This is a genomic window from Acidimicrobiales bacterium (genome assembly GCA_025455885.1).
GTDB lineage: Bacteria > Actinomycetota > Acidimicrobiia > Acidimicrobiales > Acidimicrobilacustridaceae > Rhabdothermincola_A.
Genome location: JALOLR010000011.1, coordinates 1 through 21742 on the forward strand (window position 1 = coordinate 1; position 21742 = coordinate 21742).

Annotated in this window: 16 protein-coding genes and 1 pseudogene; 9 read left to right on the forward strand and 8 right to left on the reverse strand. The window is 69.4% G+C overall.

All coding sequences use genetic code 11. The features are described from left to right. The coding region (locus MUE36_10565) for a hypothetical protein (GenBank protein ID MCU0311371.1) at positions 1 to 816 on the reverse strand (816 nt) is incomplete at its 3' end. Positions 817 to 839: 23 nt separating this feature from the next. After that, the gene (locus MUE36_10570) at positions 840 to 2018 is read right to left on the reverse strand and encodes an Mrp/NBP35 family ATP-binding protein (protein MCU0311372.1); all 1179 of its coding nucleotides are present in this window, start codon (positions 2016 to 2018) and stop codon (positions 840 to 842) included. A gap of 40 nt (positions 2019 to 2058) precedes the next feature. On the opposite strand from MUE36_10570, the gene MUE36_10575 reads away from it, so the two are divergent. Both MUE36_10575 and erpA read left to right on the forward strand, forming a co-directional pair. Continuing rightward, positions 2059 to 2808, forward strand: a complete 750-nt coding sequence (locus MUE36_10575; GenBank protein MCU0311373.1) for a helix-turn-helix domain-containing protein — start codon at positions 2059 to 2061, stop codon at positions 2806 to 2808. Positions 2809 to 2880: 72 nt separating this feature from the next. Then, complete coding sequence (gene erpA, locus MUE36_10580) at positions 2881 to 3201, forward strand: iron-sulfur cluster insertion protein ErpA (GenBank protein MCU0311374.1); 321 nt, start codon at positions 2881 to 2883, stop codon at positions 3199 to 3201. Between the two features lie 54 nt (positions 3202 to 3255). On the opposite strand, the gene MUE36_10585 is transcribed toward erpA, so the two are convergent. Further along, on the reverse strand, positions 3256 to 4125 hold the full coding sequence (locus tag MUE36_10585; GenBank protein ID MCU0311375.1) for a hypothetical protein: 870 nt from the start codon (positions 4123 to 4125) through the stop codon (positions 3256 to 3258). Between the two features lie 125 nt (positions 4126 to 4250). On the opposite strand from MUE36_10585, the gene MUE36_10590 reads away from it, so the two are divergent. The 4 genes from MUE36_10590 to MUE36_10605 all read left to right on the forward strand — a co-directional run bounded on the left by MUE36_10590 (position 4251) and on the right by MUE36_10605 (position 6805). Continuing rightward, positions 4251 to 5870: a 2Fe-2S iron-sulfur cluster-binding protein gene (locus MUE36_10590; GenBank protein ID MCU0311376.1), complete on the forward strand. Its 1620-nt coding sequence runs from the start codon at positions 4251 to 4253 to the stop codon at positions 5868 to 5870. Between the two features lie 4 nt (positions 5871 to 5874). Further along, entirely contained in the window at positions 5875 to 6231 is a 357-nt protein-coding gene (locus MUE36_10595; GenBank protein MCU0311377.1) for a RidA family protein, read from the forward strand. A gap of 46 nt (positions 6232 to 6277) precedes the next feature. Then, on the forward strand, positions 6278 to 6439 hold the full coding sequence (locus MUE36_10600; GenBank protein ID MCU0311378.1) for a hypothetical protein: 162 nt from the start codon (positions 6278 to 6280) through the stop codon (positions 6437 to 6439). 165 nt (positions 6440 to 6604) lie between these two features. Next, positions 6605 to 6805: a cold-shock protein gene (locus tag MUE36_10605; protein ID MCU0311379.1), complete on the forward strand. Its 201-nt coding sequence runs from the start codon at positions 6605 to 6607 to the stop codon at positions 6803 to 6805. 90 nt (positions 6806 to 6895) lie between these two features. On the opposite strand, the pseudogene MUE36_10610 reads toward MUE36_10605, so the two are convergent. Both MUE36_10610 and MUE36_10615 read right to left on the reverse strand, forming a co-directional pair. After that, positions 6896 to 7165: pseudogene (locus MUE36_10610) on the reverse strand (winged helix-turn-helix domain-containing protein). Between the two features lie 390 nt (positions 7166 to 7555). Next, positions 7556 to 8890 carry a glutamine synthetase family protein gene (locus tag MUE36_10615; GenBank protein MCU0311380.1) on the reverse strand — a complete coding sequence of 445 codons (1335 nt, stop codon included), beginning with the start codon at positions 8888 to 8890 and terminating at the stop codon, positions 7556 to 7558. A gap of 235 nt (positions 8891 to 9125) precedes the next feature. Between MUE36_10615 and glnA the strand changes: the two genes are divergently transcribed. Next, positions 9126 to 10553, forward strand: a complete 1428-nt coding sequence (gene glnA, locus MUE36_10620) for a type I glutamate--ammonia ligase (GenBank protein ID MCU0311381.1) — start codon at positions 9126 to 9128, stop codon at positions 10551 to 10553. Between the two features lie 212 nt (positions 10554 to 10765). On the opposite strand, the gene MUE36_10625 is transcribed toward glnA, so the two are convergent. From MUE36_10625 to MUE36_10635, 3 genes are all read right to left on the reverse strand, one after another. After that, entirely contained in the window at positions 10766 to 13948 is a 3183-nt protein-coding gene (locus MUE36_10625) for a relaxase domain-containing protein (GenBank protein ID MCU0311382.1), read from the reverse strand. A gap of 198 nt (positions 13949 to 14146) precedes the next feature. Then, positions 14147 to 14539 carry a hypothetical protein gene (locus MUE36_10630; GenBank protein MCU0311383.1) on the reverse strand — a complete coding sequence of 131 codons (393 nt, stop codon included), beginning with the start codon at positions 14537 to 14539 and terminating at the stop codon, positions 14147 to 14149. Positions 14540 to 14552: 13 nt separating this feature from the next. Beyond that, entirely contained in the window at positions 14553 to 14771 is a 219-nt protein-coding gene (locus MUE36_10635; protein MCU0311384.1) for a helix-turn-helix domain-containing protein, read from the reverse strand. A gap of 731 nt (positions 14772 to 15502) precedes the next feature. Between MUE36_10635 and MUE36_10640 the strand changes: the two genes are divergently transcribed. Together MUE36_10640 and MUE36_10645 are read left to right on the forward strand one after the other, a co-directional pair. Continuing rightward, positions 15503 to 20611 carry a DUF6531 domain-containing protein gene (locus tag MUE36_10640; GenBank protein ID MCU0311385.1) on the forward strand — a complete coding sequence of 1703 codons (5109 nt, stop codon included), beginning with the start codon at positions 15503 to 15505 and terminating at the stop codon, positions 20609 to 20611. Beyond that, entirely contained in the window at positions 20611 to 21063 is a 453-nt protein-coding gene (locus MUE36_10645; GenBank protein ID MCU0311386.1) for a hypothetical protein, read from the forward strand. The genes MUE36_10640 and MUE36_10645 overlap by 1 nt, the downstream gene beginning before the upstream one ends. Positions 21064 to 21742 lie beyond the last annotated feature (679 nt).

Genomic DNA, 21742 nt, shown 5'->3' on the forward strand with positions numbered 1-21742 from the left:
CCATCCGGGCGCCTCGGTCCAGGAAGTCCCGGTGGCGTCGATCCGGCGCATCATGGGCACGGCGACCTCGGTGCCGTCGAGGCGCCGGAAGGGTGAGAGCCGGGTGTCGCTGGGTGCGAACGGTGTCGCCCAGGGTGCCTTGAGGTACGCCGCGCTCGGCGCGAGGAAGCGGGTCAGCTCGTCGAGCGCCCCCCGCCGCAGGAGCTCGGTGATGTTGTCGTCGGTGGCGTCGGCCGCCCATTCGTTCACCGCCCCGGTGGCGCGGTTCGGGTCGGACCGGAAGTCGGTCTCGCGGACCCCGCTGTCCCAGGTTCGGGCGAGCCCGTCCAGCCACGGGTCCTCGAAGCGGGTGTTCCGCTGGGCCCACAGCGAGGACGCGAGCTCCACCGAGACCCGGCCGCGTCGGCCGGTGTCGGGGTCTTCGCGGCCGCCGGACCGGTCCGGGAGCACCTGCCAGATGGTGCCGAGTCCGGCGTCGTACGCGGCGTCGCGGCCGAGGGCGCGGTCCAGCTGGCGGAGGGTCTCACCGCCGGCGCCGGCGGCCGCCTGGGCGAGTCCGACGGCGACCGGCACCGGGGCGATCACGGCGTTGGCGTCGACGTCCCGGTCGGCGACGGCGCGCAGGAGGCCGGAGGTGAACCCCCACACCGGTTCGACCGCGCCCCGCGCCCCGGCCGGCGCGACGGTGGTCGGCGATGCCTCGGAGCGCACCTCCTGACCGGCGTCGGGGGCGCAGCCCGAGAGGACCATGACCAGGACCGTCGCGACGATCCCCGCCGTAGGGCTCCGACCGGGGCGCGGCGAGCGGAACGACACCCGCGCCACCGTAGGGCGCCTGCTCAGGGGGCGTCGGCGGCGTCGAGTGCGGCGACCGCCGCGGCCAGCAGCCGGGCCGAGCAGCCGCCCATGTCGACCGGGGGCGCGAGATCGTCGACGAGGCGGTCGAGGATCGTGGCGAACGCCGCGGCGGCGGCGCCGTCGCGCAGGGCGACCGGGCGTCCCTCGTCGCCGCCGGCCGAGACGGTGGGCTCGAGGGGGATGGCCCCGATGAGGGGGACGTCGGCCTCCGCGGCGAGGGCGGCGCCGCCCCCCGATCCGAACAGCGGGTACGAGGTGCCGTGCTCGCACTCGAAGGCGCTCATGTTCTCGATGACACCGAGCACCCGCAGGTAGCTCTTCCTGGCCATCGTCACCGCCCGACTGGCCACCTTCTGCGCGGCCAACGCCGGTGTGGTGACCACCACCATCTCGGCCTGGGGCAGCATCCTGGCCAGACCCATCTGCACGTCGCCGGTGCCCGGCGGCATGTCGATCACGAGGTACTGGAGGTCCTCGGGCCAGGCCACGTCCTCGAGGAAGTGCTGCACCGCCCGGTTCAGGATGAGACCGCGCCACATGAGCGCGTCGGTCTCGTCGTCGACCAGCAGGCCCATCGACACGACCTCGAGGCGTCCGGCGCCGACCTCGAGACGCTCGGGGAGGATGCGCGTGGAGCCGCCCTCGCCGGCCTCGGCGGTGAGTCGGCCGTCGAGCCCCAGCATCCGCGGCATCGAGAAGCCCCAGATGTCGGCGTCGAGCACGCCGACGACGAACCCCCGGGCGGCGAGGCCGGCGGCCAGGTTGGCCGACACGGACGACTTGCCCACGCCCCCCTTCCCCGACGCGATCGCCAGCACCCTCGTGGTGGCGGGGACCGCCGTCGCCGGGGCGCTCTCCCGGACGTTCCAGCGGGCTTTGGCCATGGCGGCCGACTTCTGCTCGGCGGTCATCTCGCCCCAGTCGATCTTCACGGAGGTGACCCCCGGGAGGTCGTTGATCCGTCCCTTGATCTCCGTCTGGAGCTGGGCGCGCAACGGGCACCCCGAGGTGGTGAGCACGATCTGCACGACGACGCGACCGTCGGGCTCGACGGTCGCTCCCCGGGCCATGCCCAGCTCGACGATGTCGGTACCGAGCTCGGGGTCGATCACCCCGCGCAGGGTGGCGAGGACGTCGTCGGGGGTGGGGAGCGGAGCCACGAGGTGATTCTACCGGCTCGGGCCGTGTAAACTCGACGTCGTGGCGACGGTCGACCCAGATCCCCCCGAAGCGGACGCCTCCGGCCCCGCGCCCGGAGGCGACCGGCGTGGCGACGGGGCGGCCCGCAGCGACGAGGGCCCGCCGCGCCTCGACGTCCTCAAGGCCCTCGGCGACAACACCCGCTACGCCATCTACCTGGAGGTCGCCCGCTCGCCCCTCCCGCTGGCCACCAGCGAGATCGCCGACATCCTCGGCCTGCACGTCAACACGGTCCGACCGCACCTCGAGCGGATGCGCGACGTGGGCCTGCTCACCGTCGACGCCGAGGCCCGCGGCTCGGTGGGTCGGCCGCAGCACCGCTACTCGCTCAGCCCCGACGCCCCCGCCCTCGGCCTCGAGCCGTCGCCGTGGCCGATGCTCGCCCGGACGCTGCTCGACGCCGCCGCCGCCGGGGGCCTCGACGGCGAGGACCTCGCCGACGCCGGTCGTCGCCAGGGCGAGGCCGACGCCGCCCGGTGGCCCGAGGGCAGCGACTGCCTCGACGCCCTCGTCGTCGAGCAGGCCCGCCTCGGCTTCGACCCCGAGACGCTCGACCACCCCGGCGGGGCCACGATGGGGTTCGCCCACTGTCCGTTCCGTGACCTCGCGGAGATGCACCCGGAGCTCGTCTGCTCGCTGCACAACGGACTGGTCGAGGGCTTCGTCACCGCGTGGGACGGCAGCGGGGTCGCTCGCTTCCACCCTCTCGTCGACCGGACCCCCTGCCAGGTCGAGCTCGTCGCCCGATGACCCACCGATGAACGCACCGCCGACCACCACCGATACCATTTCCATCCACCGCAGCCTCCGGGAGGACATCACGTGATCACGCTCACCGACACCGCATCGCTCAAGGTGAAGGAGCTCATCGACCAGGAAGGCCAGGACGGGCTGATGTTGCGCGTCGCCGTTCGTCCCGGTGGGTGCAGCGGCTTCAGCTACGAGATGTTCTTCGACACCGAGAAGGACGCCGAGGACATGGTGCTCGACGACAGCGGCGTGCCCGTCGTGGTCGACCCCTCCAGCGCCCAGCTGCTCACCGGGGCCACCCTCGACTACAAGGACGGCCTCCAGGGCGCCGGGTTCGCCATCGACAACCCCAACGCCCAGAAGACCTGCGGGTGCGGTCAGTCCTTCAGCTGACGTCCCTTCCCGACCTCCCACGACCGCCTCCGGGCGGTCGTGGCGCGTCCGGGGTCAGGCGGTGGCGCCGTCGAGGGCCTGCGCCAGCTCGACGGTGTCGAAGACGTTGTCGAGCCGGGCGGTGACCGTGCCGTCGGCGCGGGCGACGAAGAGGCTCGGCTCGAAGGTCAGGCCGAACTGCTCGACGGCGGGGGAGGTTCCGCCGGCGCCGGGGTCGCTGCCGGCCGCGGGGTCGAGGTACACCTCGGCGTGGACCACCGCGAGGTCCGGTCGGGCGGCGGCCTCGGCCATCACCATGTCGAGCACGGGCCCGCACACCGCGGTCGCGCAGTAGAGCGGAGTGCTGATCAGCAGGGCCACCGGCCGCTGCTCGGCCAGCACGGCGGCCAGGCTGCGCTCGTGGAGCGGGCACTGCGGGTCGCGCGTGCAGATGGGCGTGACCCCCCGGGCGTCGTCGAACGTGGGGGTCGTGACGGGGACCATCGCCTGGCCGGGCTGGATCAGCGCCACCTGGGACGGCTCCTGCACCTGGAAGTTCTGCGTCGACTCCTCGCCGTCGAGGACTGTCGTCAGCCCCCAGATCCCCGGCTGGTCGAACGTGGTGAAGAGCGGGTAGTACCCGATCGGGGTGCCGGCCGCGAAACGGGTCAGCTCGAACTCGCCCTTCTCGACCCCCTCCCGGGAGAGGGTGGCGGTCAGTCGCTCGGGCCCCTCGAGGGCGGGCGGGCCCTCCGGGCTGGCGATGGTGAACACCGCTCGCTGCGGGGTCCGGCTCACGAGGTAGTTGCCCTGGTAGTTGAACAGGCCGACGAGCTGGGAGCCCTGAGGGGTCAGCCCCACCGACCCGCTCTCCCCTGATCCGCCCGACGAGCTGCACGCCGCCAGCAACGCCGGGCCCCCGAGAGCCAGGAGCCCTGCGCTCATCGACGACCTGGCCAGGAAGGAGCGCCGGCTCGGGGCACTGCGCTCCGCTCGCCCGGCGGGGGCCCGAGGGGCACGAGCGGGGACCGGATCGGACGCCATAGGGGGGCGAACCTATCCTGCCGACGATGGGCCTCCACCACTCCGCCGGCACCGTCGACGGGCCGGGACTCGAGCTCGTGGTCGACGGCGTGGCGGTGACGGTGCCCGATGACGGTTCGTCGTTGTTGGCGGTGCTGCGGGAGCGCCTCGGGATCACGAGCGTCAAGGACGGCTGCAGCCCGCAGGGGCAGTGCGGGTGCTGCACGGTCCTCGTCGACGGCGCGCCGAGGGTGGCGTGCGTGACCCCGGCCCGGCGGGTCGCAGGCCGGGTCGTGACCACCGTCGACGGCCTCGACGACGAGGATCGGCGTCGATGGGCGGACGCCTTCCTGGCCACCGGTGCCAGCCAGTGCGGGTTCTGCACCCCCGGCATCATCTGCCGCCTCGAGGGGTTGCGGGCCAGATCCGAACCGGCGTCCGTCGATCGAGCCCAGGTCGAACGGGCGCTCGCCGCCCACCTGTGCCGCTGCACCGGTTGGCAGACGATCGTCGAGGCGTGGGGGCTGGCCGTCGGTGGCGCGTCGGCCGCCGCCTCCGAGCTCGACCGGGAGCGCGACCTGGCCTCGGCCGAGCGGCGCGCCGCTCTGGAGGGAGGCGCCGTGCAGCGGGTGGGGCCCGACGTCGTGCTGGGACGGGGCGGGTTCGCCGACGACGAGGCCCCCGAGGGCGCCCTCGTCGCCGTCCCCGACGGCGCCGGTGGCTGGGCGCTCGGCGAGACGCTGGCCGAGGCCCGGGCCGCCGCCGGCAAGGTGCAGGGACGGCGCGGGAGCCGCGCCGCCGCGCCGCCGCTCGACGTCCCACCGGGGGCGTGGGACCTGACGCTGCGGACCGGCTGGGTCGAGCCCGGCTACCTCGAGACGGACGCCTCGTGGTGCGTCCCCGGTGGCGAGCCGGCCACCCCGCTCGCCAACGGGGGCGCGTTCGGGGCGAAGCGGGCCTCGCCGGTGTCCGAGGTGGCCCGTCGTCTGGCCGACCGCCACGGCCGACCGGTCCGGGTGCTCCTCTCGCGGGAGGACACGGTGCGAATCGGGCCGAAGCGACCGCCGATCGCGGCCGGGGTCCGCTCCGACGGGACCGGCGTGATCCGGGTGGTGCGCACCGACGGGGTGGCCGAGGCGATCCGCTCGGTCGCACCGGGTCTGGTCGTGGAACAGGTCGACGTCCCGGGCCCACCCACCTCGGTCGACCTCCGGGCCGCCGGCTGGGCCGAGGCGGCCGTCCTCCTCGCCGCCCTGGAGGCCCGACGCGACCCGGTCGACGGGGTGCCGTCGCGCCGCGTGACGGTGCGGGCCCCCGGCGGCGCGCAGGCCGACGCGGCGGTGGGCGGCGACGGGGTGATCCGGGTCCGCGTCGAGTGCGGTGAGGTGCTCGACCCGATCGTGCTGCGCTCCTACGTGATCGGGGCGGCCCACATGGGCTTCGGGTGGGTGACGAGCGAGGCGCTCGCCGTCGAGGACGGCAAGGTGCTCGACCTGACCGTCAGGTCGTTCGGCATCCTGTCCGCCGCGGCCACGCCGCACGTGGAGGTCGAGCTCGTGCCCTCGGACGGTGAGGCGGTGAACGGTTCGGACGCGGTGTTCGCTGCAGTGGCCGCGGCGGCATGGGTGGCCCGCGGCTGCCCGCCGGTCTGGCCCGTGCCAAGCTGAGCCGGTGAGCACCCCCGTCGGCCCCTACACCCCGATCGTGCGCGCCGGCGACCTCCTCGTCGTGTCGGGGCAGGTCGGCCAGGTCGACGGCCAGATGGTGTCGGGCGGAGTGCAGGCCGAGACCGCCCAGGCGGTGGCCAACCTCGTGTCCCTGCTCGAGTCCGAGGGTGCGTCGCTCGGCGACGTGGTGAAGACCACCGTCTTCCTCCGCCACATGCGCGACTACGGGCTCATGAACGAGGCCTACACCGCAGCGTTCGGCGATCACCGCCCGGCGCGCTCCGCCGTCGCCGTCGCCGAGCTCCCGATGGTCGCCCTCGTCGAGATCGAGGCCTGGGCGTACGCCCCGCGGGAGGGTTGAGGTCCCCCTCGCCCGGCCGCACCCGCGGTGGGTAGCATCTCGGGCTGTGAGCGTCGTCCTGATCGTCATCGTCCTGCTGGTCGTGATCCCGGTGGGCTTCCTCATCACCATGAGCGGAGTCGCCGCCCTCCTCGGCTGGGTCACGAAGACCGAGGTCGACGACGCCTTCGAGGGCACCGAGGAGCTCGCCCTCAGCCGCGAGGCCTGACGCGCCCCGCGCCGTCGCCGCACCGTTCACCCGGCGGTCACCCGGCGGTCCACGACCGTTCGCGAAGAGACCATCGACGCTGGCCCGATGAGGGGCTAGCGTCTCGCACCATCATGAGGTGCAGGGAAGGTGTTCCGACCCCGCAGGACAGAAAGGGGTGTCGGAGTGGCCTCCGGTACCGTCAAGTGGTTCAACGCCGAGAAGGGTTACGGCTTCATCTCCCGTGAGGGTGGTCCCGACGTGTTCGTGCACTACAGCGCGATCCAGGGTTCGGGGTACCGCTCGCTCGAGGAGGGCCAGGCCGTCGAGTTCGAGGTGACCAGCGGCCCCAAGGGCGATCAGGCACAGGACGTCCGTCCGATCTGATCCCCTCTCGACAGCAGTGTTCACGACCGGACGGGTCGCCCACGGGCGGCCCGTCCGTCGTTGTGGTCAGAGGCTCCAGCGGGACTGACCGAAGCGGTACCCGACGCTGCGCACGGTCTGGATCAGCCCGGCGTGGTGCTCGCCGAGCTTGGCGCGCAGTCGGCGGATGTGGACGTCGACCGTCCGCGCCCCGCCGTAGTACTCGTAGCCCCACACCCGGCTCAGGAGCGTCTCGCGGGTGAACACCTTGCCGGGGTGCGAGGAGAGGAACTTCAACAGCTCGTACTCCATGTAGGTCAGGTCGAGGGGCTTGCCCCCGATCGCCGCCTGGTACGTCTCGAGGTTCAGCACGAGCTCGCCGTACTCGACGAGCTCGGGGCGCGTGCCCTGCCCGGTGCGCCAGAACAGGTGCTTGAGGCGGGCCTCGAGCTCACGGGGGTGGAACGGGGCCAGGCAGAAGTCGTCGAAGAGGTCGTCGCGCAGCTCGAGGTCCGGGAGCTGCGCGCCGCCGATCAGGAGGAGGACCGGCTCGAGCGGCACGTCGCGCTTGCGCAGTGACCGGCACAGCGCGAACGCCCGCTCGGCGTCGCCGTGGGCGGCGACCACCGCCCCCGCCCAGCCGTCCTCGGGCTCGAGGCGAACGGCGGCGGTCTCGTCGGCGACGGCCTTCCACGGGTAGCCGGCGAGGTCGAGGGCCTGGGCGAGCTCAGGCGGCGCGGGGTCGGGGAACAGGAGGATCGGTTCCATCGGTCACCAGTTGGGGAGGTAGCGATCGAGCTCGAACTGGGTGACCTGGGACTTGTAGTCGAACCACTCCGAGCGCTTGTTGCGCAGGAACCACTCGAAGATGTGCTCGCCGAGGGCCTCGGCGACGAGCTCGGAGCGCTCCATCGCGTCGAGGGCGTCGGAGAGCGACTGCGGGAGGGGTCGGATGCCCTCGGCGGCCCGCTCGGCGTCGGTCATCTCGAACACGTTGGCCAGCGACTCGGGGGGCAGCTCGTAGCCCTCCTCGATGCCCTTCAGCCCGGCGGCCAGGATGACCGAGTAGGCGAGGTAGGGGTTGCAGGAGGGGTCGGGCGCCCGGTACTCGATGCGGGTGGAGGACTGCTTGCCCCGCTTGGTGACGGGGATGCGCACCAGGGCCGACCGGTTGTTGCGGGCCCAGGTGACGTACACCGGTGCCTCGTAGCCGGCGATGAGGCGCTTGTAGGAGTTCACCAGCTGGTTCGTGATGGCGGTGATCTCGGGGGCGTGGTGCAACAGCCCGGCGATGAAGCCCCGGCCGACCTTCGACAGCCCGTACTGGTCGCCGGGCTCGTGGAAGGCGTTCTCGTCACCCTCGAAGAGCGAGAGGTGGGTGTGCATCCCCGAGCCCTGCAGGCCGGCGACCGGCTTGGGCATGAACGTGGCGTAGGCCTTCTGCTCGAGGGCGATCTCGCGCACCACCAGCCGGAACGTCATCACGTTGTCGGCCATGGTGAGGGCGTCGGTGTAGCGCAGGTCGATCTCGTGCTGGCTGGGGGCGTCCTCGTGGAACGAGTACTCGACCGGGATGCCCATGTTCTCGAGCACCAGCAGGGTCCGCTTGCGCAGATCGCTGGCCATGTCGGCCGTGGTGAGGTCGAAGTACGACCCGGTGTCGAGGGGCTCGAGCGGCCCGTTGGGGTCCCCGTCGGCGAAGTAGAAGAACTCCATCTCCGGCGCCGTCATGAACGAGAAGCCGCGGTCGTGGGCGCGGTCGAGGTTCCGCTTGAGCACGTGGCGGGGGTCGCCCTCGAACGGCGTCCCGTCGTGGCTCAGGATGTCGCAGAACATCCGGCCCGAGACGTCGAGCTCGTCGCCCCAGGGGAGGAGCTCGAAGGTGTTCGGATCGGGCCGGGCGAGCACGTCGCTCTCCTGGACCCGGCTGAAGCCGTCGATGGCCGATCCGTCGAAGTGCATCCCCTCCTCGAAGGCGTTCTCGAGCTCGGCGGGGGAGATGGCGACGGACTTGAGCTGGCCGAGCACGTCGGTGAACCAGAGGCGGATGAGGCGGACGCCACGCTCCTCGACGGTGCGCAGCACGTAGTCCTGCTGACGTTCCATGGCGGGATCCTCGCACAGGCCCGGGACCGCCGACAGGGCCGCCTCGCCCCTCCCTGGCCGGTTCATCTAGCGTTCACAAACAGGCAACAGCAGGGAAAAGGCCCGATGCCAGGCTGCTGCCGGCCCAGGGCGTCCCGCAATCATGCGCGCCGCTCACGACCCCGGTCGACGATGTCCGTCGAACGGATGATCTCAACCCACGTGCGGCACCGGCCCGCACCCCTCAGGAGGAATCGTGCAGGAACGCACCCCCGAAGAAGTGCTGGCACTGGTCGAGGACGAAGGTTGTGAGTTCGTCGACCTCCGCTTCTCGGATCTGCCCGGGATCATGCAGCACGTCACCATCCCGGCCCATGTGCTGAGTGAGGACCACTTCACCGACGGCCACGGCTTCGACGGTTCGTCCGTGCGGGGGTTCCAGGAGATCCAGGAATCCGACATGGTCCTGATCACCGACCCGAACACGGCGTACATGGACCCCTTCATGAAGCGCAAGACGATGGTCATCCACTGCTACGTGGCCGACCCGGTCACCGGTGAGAGCTACACCCGCGACCCCCGCTACGTCGCCCAGAAGGCCGAGGCCTACCTGAAGAGCACGGGCATCGCCGACACCGCCTACTTCGGTCCCGAGTCGGAGTTCTTCATCTTCGACGACGTCCGCTTCGACACCCAGCCGAACGGTTCGTTCTACATGGTCGACTCGATCGAGGGCATCTGGAACACCGGCTCCGAGGAGCCCGGCGGCAACCTCTCCTACAAGCCCCGCACGAAGCAGGGCTACTTCCCCGTTCCGCCGATGGACCACTACCAGGACATGCGTTCCGACATGGCGGTCGCCCTCCACGAGGTCGGCATCGAGACCGAGCTGCACCACCACGAGGTGGCCTCCGGCGGTCAGGGCGAGATCGGCATCAAGTTCAACACGCTGCTGGCGATGGCCGATCAGCTCATGACGTTCAAGTACATCCTCAAGGGCGTGGCCTGGCAGGCCGGCAAGTCGCTGACCTTCATGCCGAAGCCGATCTTCGAGGACAACGGCTCGGGCATGCACACCCACCAGTCGCTCTGGAAGGGCGGCGAGCCGCTGTTCTTCGACGAGGCCGGCTACGCGGGCCTGTCCGACACCGCCCGCTGGTACATCGGCGGCCTGTTGCACCACGCCCACGCCGTCATCGCCTTCACCAACCCCACCACCAACAGCTTCAAGCGCCTGGTGCCCGGGTACGAGGCGCCGGTGAACCTCGTGTACAGCCAGCGCAACCGGTCGGCGTCGTGTCGCATCCCGCTCGCCTCGCAGAGCCCCAAGGCCAAGCGTGTCGAGTTCCGCTGCCCCGACTCGACCGCCAACCCGTACCTGGCCTTCTCGGCGATGATGCTGGCCGGCCTCGACGGCGTGGCGAACCGGATCGAGCCGCCCACGCCGGTCGACAAGGACCTCTACGACCTCCCGCCCGAGGAGCTGGCGCTGGTGCCCCAGGTGCCCGCCACCCTCGAGCAGGCGCTCGACGCGCTGGAGGCCGACAACGACTTCCTGAAGGCCGGCGGCGTGTTCACCGACGACCTCATCGAGACGTGGGTCGAGTACAAGCGCAAGAACGAGATCGACGCCATCCGCCTGCGTCCGCATCCGTACGAGTTCGCCATGTACTACGACATCTAGGTCGAGGGTTTGGTTGTTCCGCAGGTCAGGGGTCATCTAGGGCCTCTGACCTGCGGAAATGGCTGTCCGGGGCGTACTAGTGCGTACCGGCAAATCGGCCCCTGTTCTCAGGATTCCGCGGACTATTCGCGGACTGCCGGTACTGAACGAGCTGCCCCCGAGTAGGGGGTACTCCAACCTTCCTGAAGACCCCTTGTGGGACTGCCTCAGAGTCAGACATCCAGCCCGAGCTCGGGCTCCGGGCTGCGGGCGACCGACTCCTGCTCCTGGGGGATAGTCATGGTCTCGAGCCGGGCCTTGGTTTCGGCCATCTCCCTTGGGCCGCCAAGGAGGGATGAGCGCTCACATCGGCCTGAGTCGCGGTCGAGGCCGAGGCGGTGGCGTTCGAGGATGGTGGCGCCGCGCAGCCAGGTGGCTTGGTGGTCGGGGTAGGCGGGGACGGGGCCGAGGATGTGGAGGTGGTAGTCGGTTGGGTCGGCGGCGATCTGCCGCACTCGGCTGTGCAGTTGCTGGGCGAGTTCGTGGTCGATGGCGTTGAGGAAGCCGGTGTCGTGCGCGTGATCGGTCTGGAACTCCTCGCGCTCACGCATCGCGCAGTGGGCGTCGGCGAGTTCCGTGGTGAGACGGTCGAGGCCTCGGGATAGGTCGCCGGTCTCGTCACGGAGGTCGCGCATCTCGCTGCGGGTGCCGGGGCCCTTGAGCTTCCGGTCGGCCAGCTCGTTGTACCGGTAGACGAGCGGCTCGATCTCGGCCTGGGCCTGATCGCGTCGAGTGGTGAGCGCCGCGATGTCATGGCTTCGATCGGGTGGGCAGGCGGCGAGCACGGCTGTGAGGCGGTGGCGTTCGGTCACGAGATCCTCGATCGCCCAGAAGGCGAGGGGTTCGCCGGTGTCGATGGCGAGCCGCTTCTCGCCTTGGCGGTGCAGCGCCGCCTGCACGACCTCGCCCGGATCGTCGGCGAGAGGTGGCGGGCCGTGGCCGGTGGAGTCGTCGATCTCGTGGGCGCCGATGAGGTAGAGGTGGTTGGAGATGCGGCCGCGGCTGAGGGCGACGTAGCCGCGTTCGCGGAACAGTTCGTCGGTGCCAAGCACGAGCCCGCGGTCGACGGTGGCGCCCTGGGTCTTGTGGATGGTGGTTGCGTACCCGTGGGCGATGTGCCGTTGGTCGAGGTAGTCCCTCGGCAGCAGCACACGCCGGCGGCCCACCTCGATGGTGAGCGTTCCCCGTTCGGCGTTGACGGCGTGGATGGTGGCGCGGGTGCCGTGGTGGACGCCGAGGCGGCGGCTATTGCGGAGGCAGACGATCTGGTCTCCGGCTTGGTAGGGGCGGTCGTCGAGGACCAGTTCGGGGCCTGACACGGCGCCGGATCGGGTGAGGTAGGCGCGGGCGCGGCCGTTGAGGTCGTCGACGTCGTCGCGGCGGTACGCGGTCATGGCGACGGTGTCGCCGGCGAGGCGGTGCGACCACCAGTCGGCGACCATCGTGCGGCGAACGTCGATCGCCGTGGGCGCGGACACGATGCGGTTGTTGGCCCGGTAGGCGGCGAAGGCGGTGTCGATGTCACCGCAGCGAAGCTCGTCTAGGGCGTCGCGTTCCCATTGGGCGCGCTGGCGCCGGTTCTCGGTCAGCTCGATGGGGTCGAGTCGTTGGGCGAGGCCGGTGAGGACGCCGCCGGCGTCGATCTCGGGTAGCTGGTGGGGGTCGCCGACGAGCACGACTTTGGCGCCGGCCTGGTCGGCGGCGTTGAGGATGGGGGCGAGGTTGCGGGTCCCGGCCATGCCGGCTTCGTCGATCACGATCACGGTGCGGTCGTCGAGGCGGACGCGGTGAGCGTCGAGGTTGATCTGCAACATGGCCAGCGTGGTGGACTCGATGGCGGCGCTGGACTGGAGCTCCTGGGCGGCGATCCCGGCCAACGCGGCGCCGATGACGCGGTGGCCGCTGGTCTCCCAGGCTTCGCGGGCGGCGTCGAGGGTGTAGGTCTTCCCGGTCCCCGCGGCGGCGCACACGACGTCAATCCCGTTGCCGCTCATGCACAGCCGGGCGACCATCTCGGTCTGCTCTGCGGCGAGGGTGGGGCGCCGCGCCATCACCTCCGCCAGGACGTGGCCGTCGACGACGCAGGTGCGTTCGCCGGTGCGGGCGGTGGCGCGGGCGACGACGTGGCGTTCGATCCCGATCAGCTCTGCGGTTGACCAGCGGGCGTCGCCGATCCCGGCGGCGGCGACGATCGTGCCGTCGGTTCGGCGGATCACGTTCGACGACAACAGTCCGGGCCCGTTCGCCTCGACGAGGCGGACGACTTCGGTTCGGTCGAGGACTTGGTTGGCGATGCCGTCGATGTCGGCGACGGTTGCGCCGGCGGGGAGCCGGTTGCAGATCGCCCGGAGCAGATCGCGTCGGTCGAACGACGACGCCTGCTTCGTCAGGCCGTCCGCGCTCATCAGGTCCTCAGCCAGGTCGTCGAAGTCGGCCTCAACGCTGGCCCGCGGGACCCGATCGAGAGCCAGGGCGAGATCCGCGGGGTCCCAGCCGATCTCGGCGGCCTTGATCTCCCACACATTGCGCATCGACCCTTCGTCGAGGGTCGCCTTCTTCGCCGTGCGTGTCGCAAGCGTTGCGACTTGGGCGGCGCGAGCGGTGCGGAACCCGACCTCATCGAGATGCTCCTCGATCTCCTTGCGACGATCAGAGAAATGCCCCCGCACGTCGGCGTCGATCCCGACGACATCAGCGATCCCGTCCTTGATCGGCCCCCATTCGACACCGAGACCAACGGTGAGCTCACGACGCAACTGCGCTTCGTAGAGGTACCCGGCAGTCGAGCTGTGCAGGTACAGCCACCGGCCGTCGAGCGTTCGCCACTTGCCGTCGGCGCCTTCGGCCATGTTCGCCACCAGCACATGGGTGTGAAGATGGGGGTCGCCGGCGCGGCTGGTGCGGTGGCGGAACGCGGCTGCGACGAGCCCGTTCACCTCGATCTGGTGGACACCGTTCTTGCCGGTACGGGACCGGGCGGCTTCGCGTTCGATGTATCCGAACGCGGCGTCGACCGCTGCTTCGTGTGACTCGCGGACGACTTGGGCGGTGTCGGGATCGCCGAGCCCGGCGAGCAGCGACACGGACTTCGGGGCGCGGAAGGTGAGGTCGAACCCGGCGATCTTGCGGTTCGTGAACCGCCCCAACCGCTCTGCGGTGGCCGGGTTCTCGCCGGCCCAGACGGCGTGCAGGTCGGTCGCGTCGACTTCGCCGTCGAGGTCCAGGTTTTGGCTGGCGGTGCCGACCCATCGACCTGGTGCTTCGCCGACACCTCGGTAGTACTCGTCGATGCCGTCGGCGACGGCGTCGAGGTAGTAGCTCTCACCGGAGAGCTGGATCTTGCCGAGGGAGAGCACGAGGTGTGCTCCTTTCAAGTCGGTCCCGGCCGTGGCGCACAACGCCATGCCCGGATGCGGCGACGCGGGACCGCGATGGTCCCGGCATCGGGGTGCAAGTTCGTGGCTTGTTCCTGGGGTCCCGTCGTGTCGCTGGCACCGAGGAGCGAGGTCGCTCGAGGGCGGGGCGCCACGGCGGTGTCGAGGGAGGGGGTCGCGCTAGGTCAGGAGGCTGAGCTGGTCGCCGGGAGGGCGCTGGTTGGTGCGCGGTGGCCCCGTTGGGACCGGTCCCGGGTCGTCGTCGTGCGACACGGTCACGACCGTGATGCCCGCCGCGGCCAGATCGACCCGGTACGTCGTCGACGAGAACCGACCCGAGCGTTCGTTGCGATGATCGACGCGCTCGACGAACCCTGCGCCGGTCAAGCATCGGAACGCGCGAGCCACCGAGTCCTTCGACACACCGAGCATCCCGGCGACCGACCGCGAGCTGCATCGCACCTCGACCACGCCCTGACCGGGAGGTGCGTGTGCGGCGATCGCTTCGAGTACCAGCCAGCCGGTCGGCCCGACCTGAGCGCGGATCGCCGCTGCCGTGTCGAGGTCGATCACGAGCCGGCGGCGCTCACGCGGCATTCGGTCCGCCGAGCTGCGCGTCGATCCACGCCAACAACGCCCGCTTCGGGACCCGCAAAGTCCGGCCGATGCGGATCGAGGGCAAGCCCTCGACACCGCCGGTGCGCTGGAAGGCGGCGACTTCGTCGTAGGCCCGGCTGCGACTGATCCGCAGCACCGCCGCGGCCTCGTCGACCCGCAACATGTCAGGCAGAGTGTCGATGTCCATCAAGGAGGTCTCCTGGAGCTCGGGTCCGGCCGTCGGGGAGGACGGTGACGGAAGTGATCCGTCTCTAGACAGACCCACCCCGAAACCCGGACCGGTCGCCCAACATCCAGAATCGGGAGACCGAACAGGACTCAGGGGTGAGAACGCCCACCCCCTAACCCCACTGCCAACCCACCGGACCGTCGCGCGGAGACTCGCGGTGAGCGCTCGGGTCTGGGGGATCAATCGAAGACGCGCTGCCCGACGCATGTCTGTGTGGCAGGCCCAAGTTGGCCCTTGCCCGTCGACTCAGCCGGGTTTACGTTTCTGGAAAGGCGCCTCGCTTGAGGGGTCGAGCCGGCGCTGCACACGTCCAGTTCGGAGGGGGACCCGAGATGGTGCTTCGGTCGGTGGCGAAGGTCCTTGTCGTTGTTCTGGTGGCGTCGCTGTTGGTCGTGGCGCCGAGTGGGCAAGATCGCCCAGCCGTCGCGGAACCGCTCGGGACGATTTGTTCCGGCGGGGGTCTGCGCGGATCTTTCGACAACTCAGTGGTCACGGGGGAGTTGTCGGGGACGTTCTGGGTTCCGGCGGGGGGGACTGTCACCGTCAGCGGAACCGTCCGAAACCTCGAGTCCTTGTTCGGTGCCCCGATGCCGTGGTCACTCAGTCCCTTCGGAGTGTCTGGCGATACCCCGGCTGGGGGTTCGACTCCGGTCTCCGCGCAATGGGTGAACAGCGGTCCAAGCCAGCTGGTGAACGTCGTCTTCTCAGGCGACCAGGCGCTATTCGCTTTTCGGTACGACTGGAACTTCGGTTTGTCGGTACCCGGTGGGAAGCAGTGTTCGCCGGACCCGTTGGAGACGCTCGGATCCAATCCGGCGATGCCGAACGGGAACAGCGCGCAGGGCGCGGAAGCCGACCCGGTCAACACGGCGACTGGGAACTTCCATCTCGCTCAGTCGGATCTGGCGGTACCTGGGCGTGGTCCTGGTCTGGCGCTCGCCCGGGCCTACAACTCCCTGGACGCAACCCGAGTCAGTTCGTTCGGCCCCGGCTGGTCGTTCAGCTACGGAATGGCCTTGGTGTTGGACCTACCTGCCGGCAACGCGACCGTCATTCAAGAAGGAGGCTCACGGGTTCCCTTCGGGCTGACGAACGGCGTGTGGCGCTCCCCCGACAGGTTCACGGCGAGGTTGGTACAGGAGACGAACGGCACCTGGACCTTCACCCGCAACGAGCGGGAGGTCTTCCAGTTCGATTCGTCGGGGCGGTTGATTTCGATCAGGGATCTCAATGGCGAAACGACGACGCTGGGATACAACCCGACGTCGGGGAAGTTGGCGACGGTCACAGATGCCGCCGGCCGGGTGATGACGTTCACGTGGTCAGGTGATCGGATCACGAAGGTGGTGGGGCCTGGCTCACCAGGCCGGGAGGTCCTCTACTCCTACGACGCCTTATTGCGACTGACCGGTGTGACCGACGTGGCTGGCGGGAAGTGGGTGTACTCCTACGACACGAGCGGTCGGTTGTCGACGGTTCGTGATCCCAACCGTGAGGGGGTCGCGAACCCGCCGGTTCTGTCGAACCTCTATGACACGTCGGGTCGGGTGACGTTGCAGACGGATCGTCTCGGCAAGGCCACGGTGTTCGATTACTCCGTGGCGGGGGAGACGAAGGTCACCGACCCCACCGGTGACGTCTCGGTGGACTACTACACCAACGGGTTGCGGACGAAGGCGACGAAGGGCTTCGGCACGCCCGATGCGGCGTCGTGGCTGTTCGAGTACGACCTGAGGACCCTGGGGATCACGAAGGTCACCGACCCGAGGGGGAAGATCTGGACGGCGACCTATGACACCAGAGGCAATCGGACTACTACGAAGGATCCGCTGAACCGGACCACGTCAGCGACGTTCAACGGTTTCAATCAGCCGTTGACGGTCACTGATAGCGCTGGGGTGGTGACGACGTTCACCTATGACGCCAACGCGAATCTCCTGTCGCGGTCGACGCCGCTGGTGGGCTCCTCCCCGGCAGTCGCGGAGACGGTTCAGTTCCGTCGCGATGATCCCGCCCACCGGGGTGATGTCACCTCGATGGTGGACCCGCGCGGCAAGGTGTGGACCTACCGGTATGACGCCTTGGGTTACCGCGATCAGGTCACCGACCCGCTTTTGTTCAAGACGACATCGACGTTCAACAACCAGGGGTGGTTGTTGACGTCGGTCAGTCCTCGGGGGAACGTCGCCGGCGCGAACGCCGCGAACTTCACGACCACCTACACCTACACGGCTCACGGCGATGTCGCGACCGTCGCGGGCCCAGAGGGCGGGTCGGTGACAAACGTCTACGACAAGAACCGCAACCTGATTTCGGTCACCGACGCCTTGGGTGCCACAACCGGCTACGCGTTCGACGCCAACGACCAGTTGATCACCATCACACGCCCAGGTGGGTCGCTGGTTCGCAACGAGTACTTCGACGACGGGATGCTCCGCAAGCAGATCGATGCTGCCAGCCAGGAGACCGTCTTCGCGTACAACGCGCTCGATCGGCTGATCACCCAGACGAACCCTCTGGGCCAGGTGACGAGGTATGTCTACGACAAGTCGGGGAACCTCGAGTCGAGGGAGGACCCGGGTGGGAACTGCGCGGCCGTAACAAAGGTCGGTTGCGTGACCTACACCTACAACGACGCGAACCAGTTGGACGACGTCAACCAGCTGAAGGCGATCGACTACTCCGACCCGGGCACCCGTGACGTCACCTCGGTCGACTACGACCCGGCCGGGCGCCGTTCGGCAGTAACCGAGACCGGCGGGGTCGTCACGTCGTGGTCGTGGGACTCCCTCGGCCGTCTGGAGTCGTCGACAGCTGCGGGCCGAACGACGACCTACCGCTACGACCTCGCCGGCAACCTCGAAAAGCTGCAAGGTCCGACCGGGCCGCTGGTCGAACGGGTCTATGACGACGCGGGGCGTTTCGTCGAGGTCAAAGACGGCACCGGGCGCTCCACGACCTTTGGCTACGACGCCGACGCCAACCACACCACCACCACGTTCCCGTCGTCGGTCAACGCTGACACGTTCGGCTACGACAACGCCGGTCGGATGACGTCGGCGACATACCGCAAGGGCACCACGATCCTTGCCGGCGCCACGTTCACCCGAGGAGACAGCCTCGGGCGGGTCACCGGCGAGAACCTCACCTCATTGCCGGGCACGAACTCGAGCTTCACCTACACCGGGCTGAATCAGCTCGGATCCCGTAACGCGACGCCGTTCACCTATGACGCCGCCAACAACGTGACCGGCCTCCAAGGTCGATTCCAGGCAGCCAACGTGGGCGGCCAGCTCTGCTGGGTGGCAGCGACGGCCGGTTCGGGGTGCTCGACTCCACCGTCAAGCGCAACGGGATTCACCTACGACCAGCGCGGGAACCGGATCACCGAAACCCCGACGGCTGGCGTCGGAACGTCATTCGGCTACGACCAAGCCAATCGGTTGACTTCGGCGTCGGTGCCGGCTCAGGGTGGGTCGGGCGGGCAGTACACCGCGCTCGCAACGCCGGCCCGGGTCCTCGACACCCGCCCGGCACCCCAACGCGCAGGGCTGTGTCCGACCACGACCGCTCAGTGCACGACGGTCCCCTCAGGTGGGACCCGGGCGGTGCGGGTGAGCGGGCAGGGTGGGATCCCGACGTCAGGCGTGGCGGCGGTGGCGGTGAATGTCACATCGATCGGGTCGACCGGTGGTGGGTTCTTGACGGTGTGGGGTCCGGGGTCGCGGCCGAACACCTCGAACGTGAACTACCTCACCGGGGCGACGATCACGAACCTGACGATTACGGCGCTGTCGTCGACAGGCACGATCAACATCTGGGCACAAACCCAGACTGACGTGATCGTTGATGTGGTCGGCTGGTACGCCACCCCGACCGGGCAAGCCGGCGGGGAGCTCACCGCGATCAACCCGACCCGGATCCTCGACACCCGCACAAGCACCCGAACCGGGTTGTGCCCAACGACGACACCGCAGTGCACGACCGTCCCGGCGTTCGGGTCCAGGACGGTCCAGGTCAGCGGGCGTGGTGGTGTCCCAGTCACAGGGGTGCAGCAGGTTGTGGTGAACATCACCGCCGTGAACGGCACCGGGGCCGGGTTGTTGACGGCGTGGGCGGCCGGCGCGCCCCAGCCAGGGACGATCAATGTCTCCTACAGCGCCGGGCAGGTGGTCTCCGCGTTGTCGTTCGTGCCGGTCGCTGCGAACGGGCAGGTGTCGGTGGCAAGCCTGTTCGCAGGTACCGACGTGGTCTTCGACGTAGTCGGGTGGGTGTCCGCGCCCAGCGCGTCGAACCAGGCGTTCAACGTCGTCACCCCGACCCGGGTGCTCGACACCCGCCCGCCGCCGTCGCGGGTCGGGGTGTGCGACGCGCCGGGATGCACCCGACTCAGTGCCGGTCAGGCCCGCACCGTTCAGATCACCGGGCAAGGCGGTATCCCCACCAGCGGGGTCAGCGCGGTGCTCGTGAACGTCACGGCGGTCGCTCCGAGCGGGTTCGCCGCGTGGTTGACGGTCCACCGGGCCGGCACCGCCGCCCCGTCAGGTTCCACGCTCGCCTACACCACCGCCACTGTCGCCAACCTCGCGGTCGTGCCGCTCAGCGCCGACGGCAAGCTGACAGTGTCGAACTTCAACGGGTCAACCGACGTGACTCTCGACGTCCAAGGGTTCTACGCGGATACCGCCACCTGGACCTACGCCTATGACGCCGACAACCTGCGGGTGTCGAAGACGTCACCGGCGGGGGTGGTGACCTCGTTCGACTGGGACAAGTCGACCTCGGTACCCCAGCTGATCGCGGAGACGACCGCCGGTGTCACAACCCGCTACGTGTACGGGCCGGGGCTCGCGCCGGTGCAACAGATCGCCGGGTCCACGGTGTCGTACCTGCACCACGACCAACTCGGATCGGTGCGTCTCGTCACCGACAGCGCCGGGAACCAGACCGGCGCTGCGACCTACCTGCCCTACGGGGAACTGGAAGCGTCTTCGGGCACCTTGACCCGATTCGGGTTCGCTGGGTCCTACACCGACCCCGAAACAGGGCTGCAGTACCTACGGGCCCGCTACTACGACCCCGATACCGCCCAGTTCCTGTCACGTGACCCGCTGGTCGGCTTCACCGGTGACCCCTACGGGTACGCCGGGGGGACCCCGCTCAACGCAATCGACCCAACCGGCCTCGCCCCCGCCGACCTGTGGGAGAACGCCCTGCGCGTCGCCGGGCAGTTCGCAGTGTTCGCGGCCGGTTTCGCCGGCGCCGCGATGTGCGGCGCCAGCGTCATCTGTGGCGTCGCCGTCGGCGCCGCGGTCGGGTTCGGCAGCTACGCCGCCGCCAACGCCGGCACAAACCGGTGGAGCTGGGGATGGGCCATCGCCAACACCGCAGTCGGCGGCGCCGCCGGCGGACTCGGCGCCTATGCCGCCCGCGCCGCCACCGGAGTTGCCCCACAATCAGCAATCGGGTTCGCCGATGACGCAGTCGGCAGTGCCTACCAGGGCATGCGATCGGGCGGGGGCCACGCGATGCGCCATCTCATGGACGAGGGGCTCATCCCCAACGCAGGGAGCCTCGCCTCCCGGGCAGCGACCTTCCAGGACCTCACATCTCCGATCCTGAGGAATCCATCAGCGACGTTCAACTGGCGACTGGGTGATACCGCTACGAGAGCGTTCGCCGGCCAAGCAGGGGGGCGTCAAGTCGTCGTGTTCGTGGCGAAAGAAGGCCCCTACCAAGGGCGTGTCATCTCCGCTGTCGTCCCAGATGCGAGCCAGGTCGCTCAGTGGGGTCTGTGATGGAACGACTCCGAGCGGCACTGGCGTGGTCGGGAACCGATGTCACTCTGTCGATGTTCGTCGTCACTCCTCATTCGGCTACTCCGCCGCTCGACCTCAGCCTCGACTGCCCACCCGTCCGTGTCAGGTCGTACGAGCTTGACGACGACGCCGGCATCCTCCGAGGCCGCCATCTTTATGAATACGACTTGGTGTGGACGGACTTCCCCCCCGACCTCGGCACGGTCGTCACCGATTGCCTCGTCTTCGCACTGTCTCAGGGCGCCGATATCGGTTGGTTCGGCTTCGAAGGCTCGTTCGACTTCGAGTACCTGCTGCATCCGGACACCGCCAACCAGGTCTATGCCGTGGCTGCCGGCGAGTCCGTGCGGTTGGCCCTAGAAGATGACTACCGAGCCTCCGAGGACTGGCAACACCTACTCGCAGGGTTGAGGGACCACGTGCTGCGATGACGCGTCGCGCGTTAGCTGTCCTCGCAGTCGCAGTCGCAGTCGCAGTCGCAGTCGCAGTCGCAGTCGCAGTCGCAGTCGTAGTCGTAGTCGGAGCGGGGCCGTCGACTGGTCGAGACGCCTCGCAGCCACGACGTGCTCGGGCGAGAGGCGACAGTGTTGTTGGCACGGAAGTAGGTCGGCGGTTGATCCCGAAGGCAAGGATGCGATCCACGCGGTGAAATCGGACCTCCCACGCAGTTTGCCGCTCGTGTCTGCTGCAGCTTCGTCTGACGGTGGTTGAGACTGGTCAGGCTGCTGGAGAGGAAGCATCCGGCGCAAAGAAGATTCGTTGTGCCTGTCACTGGCCGTCGATACGATCCGATCCCTCCTGACGCGGGGAGGAGCATGGGAGGTGCCCGGTGGCGAGCATTCAGAAGCGACCCGGAGGCCAGTGGCGGGCTCGCTATCGGGATCCCGAGGGAAAAGAGCACGCTCGGCACTTCGACCGAAAGGCTGACGCCCAGCAGTGGCTCGACCAAGTCACCTCGGACCTCGTGCGGGGTACCTACGTCGACCCGAAAGCCGGTCAGCTCCGATTCTCTGCTTTCGCCGAGCAGTGGCTGGCAGCGCAGACGTTCGATGTATCCACTCACGAGGCCGTCGGGCTCAGGCTACGGGTGCCGTCAGGCGAAGTGCGCGC

Bases quoted from the DNA above. Each gene is read 5' to 3' on its own strand.
- MUE36_10590 (MCU0311376.1), top strand. From the start codon at position 4,251: ATGGGCCTCCACCACTCCGCCGGCACCGTCGACGGGCCGGGACTCGAG.
- MUE36_10635 (MCU0311384.1), bottom strand. From the start codon at position 14,771: ATGGACATCGACACTCTGCCTGACATGTTGCGGGTCGACGAGGCCGCG.
- MUE36_10645 (MCU0311386.1), top strand. From the start codon at position 20,611: ATGGAACGACTCCGAGCGGCACTGGCGTGGTCGGGAACCGATGTCACT.
- MUE36_10615 (MCU0311380.1), bottom strand. From the start codon at position 8,890: ATGGAACGTCAGCAGGACTACGTGCTGCGCACCGTCGAGGAGCGTGGC.
- MUE36_10585 (MCU0311375.1), bottom strand. From the start codon at position 4,125: ATGAGCGCAGGGCTCCTGGCTCTCGGGGGCCCGGCGTTGCTGGCGGCG.